The following is a 14,930-nucleotide window of genomic DNA, read 5'->3' as shown; positions in this document are numbered from 1 at the left end:
GCGGAGTCAGGGAATTTTCCCGTTTTGTCCGGTTGAAGCCAGTGGCTGTTTAAAAAACATCCAGGTCGAAGAGCCAGACCCGTCAGTCACTCGATGAACAAGGTAGCCGTTGAAACTTAACTCAAACTGAATAAAAACGCTCTAGAACGAGTATTCCAAGTAACAAAAAACGTGACCGGCGCGAAACGCGGTGTCGTGTTCACTACTCAACCATAGGGCCAATTGTCCTTAAATCAACGACATTTGGCGGCCCGGCGGACAAAAGGATTCGCAATCCAGATTGAAACCTTCCCGACGATTGAGCCCCAGACGCTTGATGGTTTTGGCAAAGCGTTGTGCCAACAGGTCGGCAAACGGACCTTCACCGCGCATTCTGGCACCAAACCGACTGTCGTAAAGCTCGCCACCACGGCTTTGACGGATCAGGCTCAACACATGAGCTGCACGCTGAGGATAGTGGGCGGCCAGCCACTCTTCGAACAGCGGCGCCACTTCCAGCGGCAGGCGCAACATCATGTAGGCCGCACTCTGGGCACCCGCAGCATGAGCTTCGGCCAGCAGGCTTTCGAGTTCGCTGTCGTTGATCATCGGAATCATGGGTGAACACAAGACACCCACCGGAATTCCGGCTTCGCGCATCACCCGGATCGCCCGCAGCCGTGCCTTGGGTGCCGCGGCGCGCGGTTCGAGGATACGTTTGAGTTCATCATCCAGCGTGGTCAGGCTGATCATTACCGCCACCAGCCTTTGCTCGGCGAGTTCAGCCAGCAGGTCCAGATCGCGAAGAATCAGCGAGCCTTTAGTGATGATGGTCACCGGGTGGCGGTAACGCAGCAGCACTTCCAGGGTTTTACGGGTGATTTTGTGTTCGCGCTCGATCGGCTGATAAGGGTCAGTGTTGGAGCCCAGGTTGATCGGCGCGCATTGATAGCCACGCTTGGACAGTTGTTCTTCCAGCACATCGGCGGCGTTAGTCTTGGCGATCAGTCTGGTTTCGAAATCCAGCCCCGGGGACAGATCCCAATAGGCGTGGCTGGGTCGTGCGTAGCAATAGATGCAGCCATGCTCGCAGCCTCGATAGGGGTTGATCGAGCGATCGAACGGCAGGTCTGGCGAGTTATTGCGGGTGATGATGGTTTTTGCCGTCTCGATGCGCACCTCGGTGCCTTGGGTGATTGGCGCTTCCTGATACCAGCCGTCATCCTCGGCCACGGAACGGTTAGGCGCGAAGCGGTTGTGCGGATTGGTGGCGGTGCCGCGACTGCGGGGTGGCAAGGGAGTGTTCATCGATTAATGCTCTTAACTGTATGTGCATACAGTAAACGAGGCGGGGAAAAGCGGCCAGTGCCGTTCGGCACCTGAGCATTTGATCAGCGTCGAGCGCCTGTATTAACTGTTCAATAATGCATCTTGCTGCAACTCGATGAAATATATAACGGATAGTCTGAAATTAATAAGCTCAGTATTATCGACTGCACACGAAGTCATCGTGGATACTTATTAAAAGGAATTAATCTATGTCGTTTTTTAATCAGCGTGGTATCTTTTTGCAATTGCTGGCCCCCAGTGTTGTCAATCCAAATGAAGCGCGAGTATCGATGCAACTTGCCCGTAAAGAGTTGGGTTGGGATGAGGTCAACGAGGTACAGACAGAGGCCCTGGTCGATTCCGTCTACGTAGAGGCCGTCTCCAGCGATGGCGGCGGGTCGTTCAGCATAAAGTCGGTCAACAGCGATGTGGACGGCGATGGTGATATCGACAGCGACGACAAGGCAAAACTGTTGGCTTTGGCCAAGGCTTATTCCAGTATTGTAAATCCTTGACTTTATAGTGCCAGGCCTGCATGAAAGTTCATGCAGGATTGGTTTGTTTTATTTAACGCTTAGAGGCGTGATTGCAAGGTGCAGTTGGTTAAGTGCTGAAGATAAACCGAGTTGACGGATAAAACCTGGATTTCCCGCCAATGCAGCTTCAAAAGACTGATTCACATTTCTTTGACGGTCAGCTCACAGACCTTTGACCGTTCAGGACTGAAGCTGGGTGCCATCTTCCCACCTCTTCCTGAACAGTTATCCAAACATGCCTCTAGCGCGTTATATATCTGCGATGTGTTTGTCGCTGGTCTCATTGTTCAACCTGACGTTGGCCCTCGCTGACGACAGCTCCTCGCCCCGTCCGGCGGAGTGGGCTCAACCAGTGGAGAGGCAACACAATCTCTTTGAGATGTCCCCGATGCTCTATCGCAGCGCATTGCCTGACGCTGGCTCGGTGCAATTGCTGGAAAAACTCAACGTCGGGACTGTAATCAACTTCCTGCCCGAACCGGACTCAAGCTGGTTGTCCGCACCCGGTATCACTCAAGTACACCTGCCTTATCGCACCAATCATGTGGATGATGCGGATGTACTCAAGGTGCTGCGTGCGATTCAAACTGCCGAATCAAAAGGGCCGGTGCTTATGCACTGCAAACACGGCTCGGACCGCACTGGCCTGATGGCCGCGATGTACCGGGTGGTGGTGCAAGGCTGGAGCAAGGAAGATGCCCTGAGCGAAATGACCCAAGGCGGCTTTGGTGACAGCACGCATTTCAAGGATGGTGTGCGTTACATGATGCAGGCCGATATCGACAAACTTCGTACGGCGCTGGCCAATGGTGATTGCAGCACCAGTCCGTTTGCCAGTTGTTCGATGAAGAACTGGTTCAAATCGGCCCATGTCGAGTAAGGCCTCCCACTGCATTGCGCAGTGGAAGGTGATTTCCAGAATTCAGTGTTGCTCGTCTGGCTTTTTTTTCAGCTTCGGGTTCGGGAAGAATTGCACCGCCTGAACCTTTGCATCTGGCACTTTCAATGCCGAAGTATTGACCCGCGTGCCCAATTCCTTGGGCACCGACAGACCTTGTTCATTCAGCGTATCGGAATAACCGCAGGCCACGCACTCGCGATGCGGAACTGTGTCCTCGCTCCACATCATCAACTTGTCCGGCTCGCTGCAGGCCGGGCAGACCGCCCCGGCGATAAAGCGCTTTTTGGTGATCACAGATCCCTCACTCATGCTGCTGCGTCCTCACTCAGGCCGCTATGGCGCAAGAGTGCGTCAATCGATGGCGCACGACCACGGAAGTCGACGAACAGCACCATTGGTTCCTGAGAACCGCCCCGTGCCAGGATCGCTTCGCGGAAGGCGCGACCGGTCTCTGCATTGAGCACGCCGTCTTCTTCGAATTTCGAGAAGGCATCGGCCGACAATACTTCAGCCCACTTATAACTGTAGTAACCCGCCGCGTAACCACCGGCAAAGATGTGGGCGAAGCTGTTGGGGAAGCGGTTGTAGGCCGGCGGACGCATGACCGAGACCTCGTCACGCACGCCTTCGAGCACTTGCAGCACGCTGCGGCCGTCGCCGTGGGTGGCGTGCAATTCGAAGTCGAACAGCGAGAACTCCAGTTGGCGGACCATCATCAGGCCGGACTGGAAGTTCTTCGCCGCGAGCATTTTCTCCAGCAGATCCTGAGGCAACGGCTCGCCAGTTTCGTAGTGACCGGAAATCAGCGCCAGACCTTCCGGCTCCCAGCACCAGTTTTCCATGAACTGGCTTGGCAGCTCGACCGCATCCCAAGCCACGCCATTGATGCCGGACACACCAGCATGCTCGACGCGGGTCAGCAGGTGATGCAGGCCGTGACCGAATTCGTGGAACAGGGTGGTCACTTCATCGTGGGTCAGCAGGGCCGGTTTACCGCTGTCGGCCGGGGTGAAGTTGCACACCAGATTCGCCACCGGGCTTTGCAGCACGCCGTTGATCGTACGGCGATGATCGCGGGCGCCGTCCATCCAGGCCCCGCCGCGTTTGTTGGCGCGGGCGTACAGGTCGAAGAAGAAACGACCGACGTGCTGGCCGTTTTCCTTGATTTCGAACAGGCGAACGTCCGGATGCCAGGTGTCGAAGCCCTTCAGCTCGGCGATCTCGATGCCGTACAGGCGCTGGACGATGCTGAACAGCCCACCCAGCACCTTGTCGATCGGGAAGTACGCGCGAAGGGTTTCCTGGGCGACGCTGTAGCGCTGTTCGCGAAGTTTTTCCCCGTAGAAACCGCTGTCCCAGCTTTGCAGGTCCGGGCAACCTTGTTCGGCGGCGTAGGCCTTGAGCTGTTGCAGATCCTGGACGGCGAACGGTTTGCTGCGCTTGGCCAGGTCACGCAGGAAACTCAGCACCTGATCGTTGGACTCGGCCATTTTGGTGGCCAGGCTCAGCTCCGAGAAGCTGGTGAAGCCCAATAGTTTTGCCAGTTCCTGACGCAGGTCGAGAATTTCTTCCATGACCGGGCCGTTGTCATTCTGACCGGCATTCGGGCCTTGGTCCGACGCACGGGTGCAGTAGGCGGCATAGACTTCTTCACGCAGGGCGCGGTCCTGGGCGTAGGTCATCACCGCGTAGTAACTCGGGAATTCCAGGGTGATCAACCAGCCATCCAGCTCTTTGGCTTGTGCGGCAGCGGCCATTTGCGCCTTGGCCGACTCGGTCAGGCCGGCGAGGGCGGCTTCGTCGATGACGTGCTTGGTCCAGGCCTGGGTGGCGTCGAGCAACTGGTTGGAGAAGCGGCTGCCCAGCTCCGACAGTTTGCTCTGCACGTCGGCGTAACGCTTTTGTTCGGCTTCAGGCAGGTCGATACCCGACAGACGGAAGTCACGCAGGGCGTGTTCCAGGATGGTTTTCTGTGCCACGTCGAAACCGGCGGCCTCCGGGCTGTTGGCCAGCGCTTCATAGGCCTGAAACAGTTCACGGTTCTGGCCCAGCTCGGTGGCGTAGGCGCTCAGGGCCGGCAGGCAGGACTCATAGGCTTCGCGCAACTCGGCGCTGTTGCACACGGCGTTGAGATGGCTGACCGGGCTCCAGGCGGCGCCCAGACGATCGTTGAGTTCATCCATCGCCAGCACCAGGCCGGCCCAGGTCGGTTGTGTGCCTTGGGTTTGGAGGATATCGACGATGGCGGCGCGGTTGTCAGCCAGGATCTTTTCAATGGCCGGTTGTACGTGTTCGGCACGGATCGCCGAGAACGGTGGCAGGTCGTAGGACTGCAGAAGAGGGTTGTTCACGCTCACGGTTGGCACCTTGGCTGGAAAACATGCGGGAAGAAACATGGCCCCATCTTAATTACAATCGACGCTCACCGCAGCTATCAGCAAAAGAGAGAGAGCCTATCGTGACCCTTCGCAAGTATCAGAACCACACGCCGCTGCTGGGCAAAGGCGCCTTTGTCGACGGCTCGGCAGTGGTGATCGGCGACGTCGAAATCGGCGAAGACAGCTCCGTCTGGCCGCTGACAGTGATCCGCGGCGACATGCACCGCATCCGTATCGGTGCGCGCACCAGCGTGCAGGACGGCTGCGTGTTGCACATTACCCACGCCGGACCCTTCAACCCCGATGGCTTCCCGCTGCTGATCGGTGACGATGTGACCATCGCGCATAAAGTCATGCTTCATGGCTGCGCCGTGGGTAACCGGATTCTGATCGGCATGGGCAGCATCGTCATGGACGGTGCGGTGGTCGAGGACGATGTGATCATCGGCGCCGGCAGCCTGGTCCCCCCGGGCAAGCGCCTGGAAAGCGGGTTTCTCTATGTCGGTAGCCCGGTGAAACAGATCCGACCGCTGACTGACAAGGAAAAAGCCTTTTTCACCTACAGCGCGGCGAACTACGTGAAGCTCAAGGATCTGCATCTGGCCGAAGGTTACGACCAACTCTAAGCCGCTTGATAATGGAAAGTGCCTCCCTATTGCCCAGGAATTTTCATGCATTACCAAACCGTACTGTTCGACCTCGATGGCACGCTGACCGACCCGCGTGAAGGCATTACCCGCTCCATCCAGTTCGCCCTGAGCAAACTGGGGATCGATGAACCGGACCTGACAAGGCTTGAACATTTCATAGGCCCGCCGTTGTTGCAGGCGTTCATGCAGTTCTACGACTTCGACGAGCCCAAAGCCTGGGAAGCGGTGAATTTCTATCGCGAGCGCTTCAAAGTCACCGGTCTGTATGAAAACCGTGTGTTCGAAGGCGTCACGCCGCTGCTGGAAACCCTCGGTGGGCAAGGACGACAGCTGTACATCGCAACTTCCAAGCCATGGGTTTTCGCCCGGGAAATCGCCCGGCACTTCGACTTCGCCAGGCATTTCAAAGTGATTTACGGCAGTGAGCTGGACGGCACGCGAACCAATAAGGTCGAGCTGATTGCGCACTTGATGAACGAAGAAGGCCTGGACCCGGCCAATACTCTGATGATTGGCGACCGTAAACACGATCTGATCGGCGCTCGCAGCAATGGACTGGACGCAGCGGCGGTGGGTTATGGATTTGGCAGTCGGGAAGAATTGAGCGCAGAAGCCCCGGCGTATCACTTCGAGACGCTAGAGGAGATGCATCAGGCGTTTTTGCAGCGTTAGTTGAATTGCCTTCGCGGGCAAGCCTCGCTCCCACAGGGTTTTATGTCTGGCCAAAGGGCATTGGCATACACCGATCTAATGTGGGAGCGGGCTTGCCCGCGAAGAGGCCCGCTCAGCCACCGGAGCTCGCTGATCCGGCCAACACTTTCAACGCCGCCTTACGCTCCCCAACCGGTAACGCGCCCAATTTCTCCACCGCCGCATAAAACCTCACCCAATCCCCCTCGACCTGTCTGAATAGCGCGGCAAACGCCGGCACCCATTGGTCATACAAACCAAACGGCAACAGTCGAGCATTGTTCATCGGGGTGTTGATCCAGGCATCGTAGCGTTTGTTCCCCGCCCATTGGCTGTCGCGTAGCGTCTGGTAATCACGGCGCAATTGTTCGAACTCTGCTGCTTTTCGCTCGCGCATTTGCTCGGCAGGCAGTGGCAAGGCGTAAAGTTGCTCCAGTCTCTTGCGTGCGTCCAAAACCAATTGGATGAACTGGTCGCGTTGCTGTGCCAACGCTCGGTTATCCGGTGGCAGGCCTCGGAATGCGCGCCATTGGCGAGTGCCCTCCTGCTCGACGAACGTGGCGAAGGACTCGTTGAACTCGGTGTCGTCTTTCACATAGACACGTTGATGGGCGAGTTCGTGAAAAATCAGCGTGGCTAACCGTTCGTCGCCCCAACCCATCATCGAGCTCATGATCGGGTCGTTGAACCAACCGAGCGTCGAATAGGCCTCGACGCCGCCAATCGACACGTCCATACCTTGCAGACGCTGCAACGCGGCCTCTCCGCGGGCAGCACTCTGGCTGTAATAACCGCGATAGGCGACGCAGCCAGCGATGGGGAAGCAATGGTTGTGCGGCTTCAACGAAAATTCCGGCGTGGCAAAGACGTTCCAGACTACAAACGGTCGGCCAATGTCGGCGTACAGGCGGTAGCTCTGGTTGTCCGGCAGGTGCAGGTGTTGGCTGGCAAATGTCCGGGCCTTTTGTGATTGGGCCAGATGCGCGCGCAATTGCTGATCGCGGTCCGGATCGGCAATCACACTGGAAACCGGCTCCCGTGCCCGCAGCAAGTGCAGCTGACCACTGGCCAATTGGCCGTAATAGCTGATGCTGGTGCAGCCGTTCAATAACAAAAGAAACATCCCCGGAAACAAAATGCGTAAAACGCGATCAAGTAACCCAAGGCTTGGACGCGGCCTGATCAAAATGAATCATCCCTGGAAAGTCTGCCCGCAAGACTATCCCGCCTATTGGAGCTCCGCTATGCGCAAGTTGATGCTGACGGGAGGCCTGCTGATGCTGGCCGGTTGTGCTGGACTGCCCACCCCTGATCCTTCGCAGGCATGGATCGATCTGGATTCACGGCAGGAAGACACCGCGCTGCAAGCGGTGGAAGTCGATGACAAGGCTTCCATCGATAAGCGCTACTTCGAGGTGCAGCCGGGTAGCCATGAGCTGACGGTTCGCTACTTGTTCGCAGTCCAGCCGACCAACATTGGCCCTGACGCCGAGCCGCTGTGGCGCGACTGCCAGTTGAATGTGAAATTCAAGGACTTCAACGCCGGTCAGCGATATCAGCTGCAAGCAGGGTATATAGGCTTTCGGCCGTGGGCGAAGCTCTATGATCAACAGCGAAAAGTGATTGGACAGGGCAAACCGGCAGGCTGCCAACGTACTTGATCGACGCTATGCTGAATTATCAGTCCTTGGGAAATTCATCATGCGCAGGTTGTTGCTGTTGCTCGCTGCAGGCGCCTTTGTCGGTTGCACGAGTCCGTTACCGGCGGTCAATCCGCAGATGGCCTGGGTCGACTTCGCTACGCCGAGCCCCGGCGGGAAACTGCTGATGGCCGACCGGCTGGACAATCAGCGGCTGAGCGACGGGCGTTACTTCCAGGTCACCCCGGGTAGCCATGAACTAAGGGTACGTTTCGATTTTGAAGTGTTTGGTGGCGGCTCGGGCTTGATGAATGCTCCGCTGGAGCGGCTGTGCTACCTGACCATCAACTACGACCATTTCGAGGCCGGCCAGCGTTACCTGCTGGAAGCGCGTTCTATAGCGTTCACCCCTAGCGCCCGGCTCTACAATGCCAAGCGGGAAATTGTCGCCGAAGATCGGCTGGCCAACTGCGTCATGTGAGACGAATCAGCGATCATTTTTTTGGTAGATGATTTTTTTGGTGCCGTTTTCGCACGTGCCGACCACCATGTTCTGATCGTGGACTTCGTCGTTGGTGACGATTTCCAGGGTGTAGGACGAGACGTTATTGGCCTGGATCTTGGCTTCGATCTCGGCCTTGAGTTCCTCACAGGATTTCGGTGCCGCGAGGGCCGATGTGGCCAGCGTGCAACAGATAACCGCCAAGGCAAAACGTTTCATGGTTGAAGCTCCCTTGAGGCAGCGCGCATGGTGATGCGCTGAAGCTGCTGTCATTTATTCGACCACAGTTTTGTCAGTCTGGTTATGTTTCAGGACAAAAAAAGACCGCAACCTGCGCAAGGGAGCCCGCGAAGGCTGCGATCTCTTATCAGCTAGCGTATCAACCCATTATCAGCTGACCAACGTCGCATCCAGGCTGATTTTCGCATTCAACACTTTGGACACCGGGCAGCCTTCTTTGGCCTTGTTGCTCAGTTCCTCGAATTGCGCTTGGGTCGCTCCGGGGATTTTCGCCTTGAGAATCAGTTTTACCGCTGTGATTGAAAAGCCACCGTCTACCTGGTCCAGGGTAACCTCGACATTGGTGTCGATACTGTCGGCCTTAAGGTTGGCCTCGCCAAGAATCATTGAAAACGCCATGGAGAAACAGCCCGCGTGAGCCGCGCCGATCAGCTCTTCCGGATTGGTGCCTTTACCCCCTTCGAAACGGGCCTTGAAGCCGTAGGGCGCGTCTCTGAGGACACCGGTTTCCGTGGAAATCGAGCCGATGCCGGTTTTCAGATCACCTTCCCAATGAGCCGATGCTTTCTTTGTGATAGCCATGTCTGCCTCCTCAAGATCCGGCGCGGGACGTCGCGCCTTCGTGGTTTTCGGTTACCAGGGTTCTGAGGATAGACCGTCCGGCAAAGTTCACCTCATCTGATCGGTCCTCTAATCGTGTAGGAATTTTGTCTCTCCTATTGAAACTCGGGTATATGCCCTCATTGCATAGAACACGCTTATAGACTCGGCAGGTTTTCGTTCGTGAAAAAACCTGCTTACCCATTGGAGAAGCAGGTTTATGAAACGACTATCCGATATCAAGTTCTCGACCCTCGATCTGGTGCCCGTGCGGGAGAACGGCAGTGCGGCCCAGTCCCTGCACAATTCCCTGGACCTGGCGCAGCACGTCGAAAAATTCGGCTACAACCGCTTCTGGGTTGCCGAACACCACAACATGGACGGGATTGCCAGTTCGGCGACCTCGGTCCTGCTGGGCTACTTGGCTGGCGGCACTTCGAGCATTCGTGTCGGTTCGGGTGGTGTGATGCTGCCCAACCACGCGCCACTGGTGATCGCCGAGCAGTTCGGTACCCTTGAAAGTCTATACCCGGGACGGATCGATCTGGGCCTGGGGCGCGCCCCCGGCTCCGATCAGATGACCGCCCGTGCCTTGCGTCGTGAGCGCTCGGGCAGTGCCGACGACTTCCCGCAAGACGTGACTGAACTGATGCGCTACCTCGGCCCACGCACGCCGGATCAGCGGATCATTGCCATGCCGGGTACCGGCACCAATGTCCCGGTCTGGTTGCTGGGTTCGAGCTTGTTCAGTGCTCAGCTGGCCGGTGAACGCGGTTTGCCCTACGCCTTCGCCTCACATTTCGCACCGCGCTTCATGCATGAGGCGATTCGCGTCTACCGCAACCACTTCAAGCCTTCAGCGGTTTTGGATAAGCCTTACGTGATGCTCGGCGTGCCACTGGTGGCTGCAGACACTGATGAGCAGGCCGATTACCTGGCCACTTCGGTCTACCAGCGGATTCTCGCGTTGATGCGTGGCCAGAGCCTGGTGCAACGTCCGCCAGTGAAGACTATGGACGGTCTGTGGCTGCCTCATGAGAAAGAAGCGGTCGGTGATTTCCTTGGCCTTGCCATGGTCGGCAGCCCGCAGAAAATTCGCGCCAAGCTGGAAGTGCTGATCGAGCAAACTCAGGCGGATGAGCTGATTTTCACCTGCGACCTGTACGAACATGCTGATCGTATTCACTCCTATGAGTTGCTGGCGCAGGTCATGAAGGGCTGAGGCGCAAACAGCGCCTACAAAAAAGCCGACGCCATTGCGTCGGCTTTTTCATTTTCGAGGGCGGTCAGCCCTGTTTGTAGACGATTTGCCTGGAGCCTTTTTCACAGGTGCCGACGACTTTTCCGTCAGCAACAGCGCCTTTGTCGATGATCTCCAGTGTGTAATTGGAAATGCCCTTGGCATCCAGTTTCGCGGTGATTTCGGCTTTCAGCTCGTCGCACGACTTGCCTTGGGCAAAGGCTGTTCCCGCAAGGCTCAACAAGCCTACTGCCAAAATAAACTTCTTCATGGGTTGCACTCTCTGGTCGGATCAATAGGGGAGAGCATCCAGCTATCGGCTGGATGCGCTCACCGCGTAGCGCTCTGCCATTCCCTATGGCATTCGGCCAGCGCGCAAGTTCAGAAGACTAGCTCAAACTCAGCTACTGGCAATCCGGAATCCGACTTTGAGCGTCACCTGGAAGTGTGCTGCTTTGCCGTCCTTGATGTGCCCGCGGGTTTCGGTCACTTCAAACCATTCCATGTACTTCAGGCTTTTGTTGGCTTCGGCCAGGGCATTGTTGATGGCGTCTTCAATGCTGGTGGTGGATGAGCCGACCAGCTCGACTTTCTTGTAGGTGTGATGGTCAGTCATGGCGTTCTCCTAAGGGTGTGAATTACAGCCTAGCAGTGATTTTTCTTATTTCTTCTGTCGACCAATCCGGATGGAAGTTCAGATTTACTGCACTTTCTCAAACCCCTGAAGTCCCAACCAACACACGCAACTCAAACAATGCAGGAGATTCACCATGGCCAACACCTCGTTACGTAAAGCCTCATTGCAAAGCATGGAAGCCGAGATCGAGAGTCTGCTGAAATCGTTGGAAAGCCTGAAGGACGACGCCTCGGACGAATCGCGTAAAACCCTTAAAATGCTGAAAATCAACGCCGAAAACGCGCTGAAGCATTCGCGTCATCTGCTCTCCGATGCCTATGAAGAGGTCAAGGTCAAAACCCGTGAAACCGGGATCGCGACACGTGACTACGCCCAGGAACACCCTTGGACTACAGCCGGTGTCGCAGTCGGTGCGCTGGGTCTTCTGGCGGCCTATCTGCTGTGCAAGCGCGGAAATTAAGGTGCCTGACGCAGTTCGTTTTTAAGCCACTGCGCCAATTGCCGAGCGCGGCCGTCCGCGGCGCGCTTGGGTAGCCACAACGCCAGTTGCGCCGGGGTTTCACAGAAACCCCATGGCGCAACCAGGCGACCGGCTTTCAAATCCTCGGCCACCAGCGGCTCGGGCGCGATGGCCACACCCAGCCCGGCCACTGCCGCCTCCAGCAAATAATACAAATGCTCGAACCCCTGACCATACTTCAGCGCCTTGCCGTCGAGGCCGCTTTGCTGTGCCCAACTCGGCCAGGCTTGCGGACGTGAGGTGGTATGCAGCAAGGGTTCGGTCAGCAGGGCGTTTGCCGGTGCACTCTGCAGTGCTTCGTAACCGACGAATCGTGGGCTCATGACCGGGCCGATGCGTTCGCTGGCCAATTCGTAGACCTGCATGTCCGCCGGCCATGGCGGCTCAGCAAATACCAACAGAGCATCCAGGCCGGGCCGCCGAGGGTCTAGATCGCCTTCGCCAGCCGACAGATGCAAGCGCAGATCCGGCAGGTCCGCATTGAGTCGCCCCAAGCGCGGAATGAACCAGCGCGCCAGCAGGCTGCCCGAACAGCCGAGCACGAACGGCGCATCGGCGGTGCTTTGGGTCAATTCGGCGCAAACGCTGCGCAATCGCTCGAAGGCCTCACCGCTGACATCGCGCAAACGGACACCGGCATCTGTGAGTTTCAGGCCGCGCCCATCCTTGATGAACAGACTCACGCCGAGGTGTTCTTCCAGCGCCTTGAGTTGTCGGCTGACCGCACCATGAGTGACGTGCAACTGTTCGGCGGCCTGACTGACGCTATTCAGGCGGGCAGTGGCTTCGAAGGCGCGAAGGGCGTTCAGCGGAGGAAGGTCATGGCTCATGGGATCTGTGAGTTTTCCTGACAGGTTGTGGCGATCTTATCGGTTTTCAGTGCGGGACGTCAGGGGTAAAGTGAACCCCATCGTCACCTCTCGACTACAACTGGAGCGACCCATGACCCAGACTAATCTGCGCAACGGCCCCGACGCCAACGGCCTGTTCGGCGCGTTCGGTGGCCGTTACGTCGCCGAAACCCTGATGCCGTTGATCCTCGATCTGGCCCGCGAATACGAAGCGGCCAAGGAAGATCCGGCGTTCAAAGAAGAATTGGCCTACTTCCAGCGAGATTACGTCGGACGCCCAAGCCCACTGTATTTCGCCGAGCGTCTGACAGAGTTCTGTGGCGGCGCGAAGATTTACCTCAAGCGCGAAGAGCTGAACCACACCGGCGCGCACAAGATCAACAACTGCATCGGCCAGATCCTGCTGGCGCGGCGCATGGGCAAGAAACGCATCATTGCCGAGACCGGCGCCGGCATGCACGGCGTGGCGACCGCCACCGTGGCCGCGCGTTTCGGCCTCGATTGCGTGATCTACATGGGCACCACTGACATCGAACGTCAGCAAGCCAACGTGTTTCGCATGAAGTTGTTGGGCGCCGAAGTGATTCCGGTGGTCGCCGGCACCGGCACCCTTAAAGATGCGATGAACGAAGCTCTGCGTGACTGGGTGACCAACGTCGACAGCACTTTCTATCTGATCGGCACCGTGGCCGGTCCGCACCCGTACCCGGCCATGGTTCGTGACTTCCAGGCTGTGATCGGCAAGGAAACCCGCGAGCAGTTGCAAGCCCAGGAAGGCCGTCTGCCAGACAGTCTGGTGGCGTGCATCGGTGGTGGTTCCAACGCCATGGGTCTGTTCCACCCGTTCCTCGATGACAAGAGCGTCGAGATCATCGGCGTCGAAGCCGCCGGTTACGGCATCGAAACCGGCAAGCACGCGGCCAGCCTGAACGGCGGCGTACCGGGTGTGCTGCACGGCAACCGAACTTTCCTGTTGCAGGACGAAGATGGTCAGATCATCGACGCTCACTCGATCTCTGCCGGCCTCGACTATCCAGGCATTGGCCCGGAACACGCCTGGTTGCATGACATCGGCCGCGTCCAGTACACCTCGGTGACCGACGACGAAGCCCTCGATGCGTTCCACAAATGCTGTCGTCTGGAAGGGATTATTCCTGCACTGGAAAGCGCCCATGCCCTGGCGGAAGTGTTCAAACGCGCACCGACCCTGCCGAAAGATCACCTGATGGTGGTCAACTTGTCCGGTCGTGGCGACAAAGACATGCAGACCGTGATGCACCACATGGAACACTCTCAGCAATCCAAGCAGGAGAAACACTGATGAGCCGCCTGCAAACGCGTTTTGCCGAACTCAAGGAACAGAACCGCGCCGCCCTGGTGACCTTCGTGACCGCTGGCGATCCGAGCTACGACACGTCGCTGGCGATCCTCAAAGGCTTGCCGGGAGCGGGTGCCGACGTAATCGAGTTGGGCATGCCTTTCACCGATCCAATGGCCGATGGCCCGGCGATTCAATTGGCCAACATTCGTGCTTTGGGCGCCAAACAGAACCTGGCGAAAACCCTGCAAATGGTTCGCGAGTTCCGCGAAGGCAATACCGATACGCCGCTGGTGCTGATGGGTTACTTCAACCCGATTCACATGTACGGCGTGCCGCGTTTCATCGCTGAAGCCAAAGAGGCCGGTGTCGATGGCCTGATCGTGGTCGACATGCCGCCGGAGCATAACGCCGAGCTGTGCGACCCGGCACAGGCGGCGGGCCTGGACTTCATCCGTCTGACCACTCCGACGACTGATGACGTGCGCTTGCCGACTGTATTGAACGGCAGTTCCGGCTTTGTTTACTACGTATCGGTGGCGGGTGTGACCGGTGCGGGCGCGGCGACTCTGGAACATGTCGAAGAAGCCGTCACCCGTCTGCGTCGCCATACCGATCTGCCGATCAGCATCGGTTTTGGTATCCGCACACCGGAGCAAGCGGCGTCCATCGCGCGTCTGGCCGACGGTGTGGTGGTGGGGTCGGCATTGATCGATCACATCGCCAATGCCTCGACGCCGGATCAGGCTGTGGAGGGTGTACTCAGCTTGTGCGCAGCCTTGTCTGACGGCGTACGTAAAGCGCGGGTAAGTTCCTGATACAGAGGAATTAGAGCTTCGCAGCACAGACTAAACAGCAAGACCGAGGGCTTCAGGGCTACGTTCTGAAGCCATTTTTGATACAAAAAGATCGCAGCCTT

19 protein-coding genes are annotated in these 14,930 nt (G+C 57.5%); 10 read left to right on the top strand and 9 right to left on the bottom strand.

Annotated features, from left to right (window positions below; all coding sequences use genetic code 11):
• Positions 1-228: 228 nt before the first annotated feature.
• The gene (locus tag PMI36_RS01440) at positions 229-1,287 is read right to left on the bottom strand and encodes a PA0069 family radical SAM protein (RefSeq protein ID WP_008076207.1); all 1,059 of its coding nucleotides are present in this window, start codon (positions 1,285-1,287) and stop codon (positions 229-231) included.
• Positions 1,288-1,517: 230 nt separating this feature from the next.
• On the opposite strand from PMI36_RS01440, the gene PMI36_RS01445 reads away from it, so the two are divergent.
• A complete protein-coding gene (locus PMI36_RS01445) occupies positions 1,518-1,823 on the top strand; it encodes a hypothetical protein (protein WP_008076205.1) in 306 nt (101 codons plus the stop codon).
• A gap of 256 nt (positions 1,824-2,079) precedes the next feature.
• On the top strand, positions 2,080-2,724 hold the full coding sequence (locus tag PMI36_RS01450; protein ID WP_081499326.1) for a dual specificity protein phosphatase family protein: 645 nt from the start codon (positions 2,080-2,082) through the stop codon (positions 2,722-2,724).
• Between the two features lie 42 nt (positions 2,725-2,766).
• On the opposite strand, the gene PMI36_RS01455 is transcribed toward PMI36_RS01450, so the two are convergent.
• Both PMI36_RS01455 and prlC read right to left on the bottom strand, forming a co-directional pair.
• Positions 2,767-3,054, bottom strand: coding sequence for a YheV family putative zinc ribbon protein (locus PMI36_RS01455; protein WP_008076201.1), 288 nt, complete (start codon positions 3,052-3,054; stop codon positions 2,767-2,769).
• Positions 3,051-5,141, bottom strand: a complete 2,091-nt coding sequence (prlC, locus tag PMI36_RS01460) for an oligopeptidase A (protein ID WP_162830931.1) — start codon at positions 5,139-5,141, stop codon at positions 3,051-3,053. Before prlC ends, PMI36_RS01455 begins: the two co-directional genes overlap by 4 nt.
• A gap of 62 nt (positions 5,142-5,203) precedes the next feature.
• Here prlC and PMI36_RS01465 point away from each other — a divergent pair, with 62 nt between their 5' ends.
• Positions 5,204-5,749, top strand: coding sequence for a gamma carbonic anhydrase family protein (locus PMI36_RS01465; protein ID WP_007902790.1), 546 nt, complete (start codon positions 5,204-5,206; stop codon positions 5,747-5,749).
• Between the two features lie 45 nt (positions 5,750-5,794).
• Entirely contained in the window at positions 5,795-6,445 is a 651-nt protein-coding gene (locus PMI36_RS01470; protein WP_008076195.1) for an HAD family hydrolase, read from the top strand.
• A gap of 112 nt (positions 6,446-6,557) precedes the next feature.
• Here the strand turns inward: PMI36_RS01470 and PMI36_RS01475 are convergent, their stop codons facing one another.
• Positions 6,558-7,649 carry an aminopeptidase gene (locus PMI36_RS01475; protein WP_032830763.1) on the bottom strand — a complete coding sequence of 364 codons (1,092 nt, stop codon included), beginning with the start codon at positions 7,647-7,649 and terminating at the stop codon, positions 6,558-6,560.
• Between the two features lie 58 nt (positions 7,650-7,707).
• On the opposite strand from PMI36_RS01475, the gene PMI36_RS01480 reads away from it, so the two are divergent.
• Complete coding sequence (locus PMI36_RS01480) at positions 7,708-8,124, top strand: PA0061/PA0062 family lipoprotein (RefSeq protein ID WP_008076191.1); 417 nt, start codon at positions 7,708-7,710, stop codon at positions 8,122-8,124.
• Between the two features lie 40 nt (positions 8,125-8,164).
• Positions 8,165-8,584 carry a PA0061/PA0062 family lipoprotein gene (locus PMI36_RS01485; RefSeq protein WP_007902779.1) on the top strand — a complete coding sequence of 140 codons (420 nt, stop codon included), beginning with the start codon at positions 8,165-8,167 and terminating at the stop codon, positions 8,582-8,584.
• Between the two features lie 6 nt (positions 8,585-8,590).
• Here PMI36_RS01485 and PMI36_RS01490 read toward each other — a convergent pair whose 3' ends face one another.
• Both PMI36_RS01490 and PMI36_RS01495 read right to left on the bottom strand, forming a co-directional pair.
• Complete coding sequence (locus tag PMI36_RS01490; protein ID WP_007902778.1) at positions 8,591-8,824, bottom strand: DUF1161 domain-containing protein; 234 nt, start codon at positions 8,822-8,824, stop codon at positions 8,591-8,593.
• A gap of 171 nt (positions 8,825-8,995) precedes the next feature.
• Positions 8,996-9,427, bottom strand: a complete 432-nt coding sequence (locus PMI36_RS01495; protein ID WP_008076189.1) for an OsmC family protein — start codon at positions 9,425-9,427, stop codon at positions 8,996-8,998.
• A 238-nt stretch (positions 9,428-9,665) separates the two neighbouring features.
• On the opposite strand from PMI36_RS01495, the gene PMI36_RS01500 reads away from it, so the two are divergent.
• The gene (locus tag PMI36_RS01500; RefSeq protein WP_008076188.1) at positions 9,666-10,667 is read left to right on the top strand and encodes an LLM class flavin-dependent oxidoreductase; all 1,002 of its coding nucleotides are present in this window, start codon (positions 9,666-9,668) and stop codon (positions 10,665-10,667) included.
• A 64-nt stretch (positions 10,668-10,731) separates the two neighbouring features.
• Here the strand turns inward: PMI36_RS01500 and PMI36_RS01505 are convergent, their stop codons facing one another.
• Together PMI36_RS01505 and PMI36_RS01510 are read right to left on the bottom strand one after the other, a co-directional pair.
• On the bottom strand, positions 10,732-10,956 hold the full coding sequence (locus PMI36_RS01505) for a DUF1161 domain-containing protein (protein WP_008076187.1): 225 nt from the start codon (positions 10,954-10,956) through the stop codon (positions 10,732-10,734).
• Positions 10,957-11,085: 129 nt separating this feature from the next.
• Positions 11,086-11,301, bottom strand: a complete 216-nt coding sequence (locus PMI36_RS01510) for a dodecin (protein ID WP_007902773.1) — start codon at positions 11,299-11,301, stop codon at positions 11,086-11,088.
• Between the two features lie 154 nt (positions 11,302-11,455).
• On the opposite strand from PMI36_RS01510, the gene PMI36_RS01515 reads away from it, so the two are divergent.
• Positions 11,456-11,782 carry a DUF883 family protein gene (locus tag PMI36_RS01515; RefSeq protein WP_008076186.1) on the top strand — a complete coding sequence of 109 codons (327 nt, stop codon included), beginning with the start codon at positions 11,456-11,458 and terminating at the stop codon, positions 11,780-11,782.
• Here the strand turns inward: PMI36_RS01515 and PMI36_RS01520 are convergent.
• On the bottom strand, positions 11,779-12,672 hold the full coding sequence (locus PMI36_RS01520; RefSeq protein ID WP_008076185.1) for a LysR family transcriptional regulator: 894 nt from the start codon (positions 12,670-12,672) through the stop codon (positions 11,779-11,781). The two genes, PMI36_RS01515 and PMI36_RS01520, sit on opposite strands and share 4 nt — an antisense overlap.
• 112 nt (positions 12,673-12,784) lie before the next feature.
• Between PMI36_RS01520 and trpB the strand changes: the two genes are divergently transcribed.
• Both trpB and trpA read left to right on the top strand, forming a co-directional pair.
• Complete coding sequence (trpB, locus tag PMI36_RS01525; RefSeq protein WP_008076184.1) at positions 12,785-14,014, top strand: tryptophan synthase subunit beta; 1,230 nt, start codon at positions 12,785-12,787, stop codon at positions 14,012-14,014.
• Positions 14,014-14,829 carry a tryptophan synthase subunit alpha gene (gene trpA / locus PMI36_RS01530; RefSeq protein ID WP_008076183.1) on the top strand — a complete coding sequence of 272 codons (816 nt, stop codon included), beginning with the start codon at positions 14,014-14,016 and terminating at the stop codon, positions 14,827-14,829. Before trpB ends, trpA begins: the two co-directional genes overlap by 1 nt.
• Positions 14,830-14,930: the final 101 nt, after the last annotated feature.

Origin of the sequence: Pseudomonas sp. GM79 (genome assembly GCF_000282495.1) — a bacterium.
Taxonomy (GTDB): domain Bacteria; phylum Pseudomonadota; class Gammaproteobacteria; order Pseudomonadales; family Pseudomonadaceae; genus Aquipseudomonas.
The sequence above is the reverse complement of the archived record's forward strand: the minus strand, read 5'-3'. Positions and strand labels throughout refer to the sequence as shown.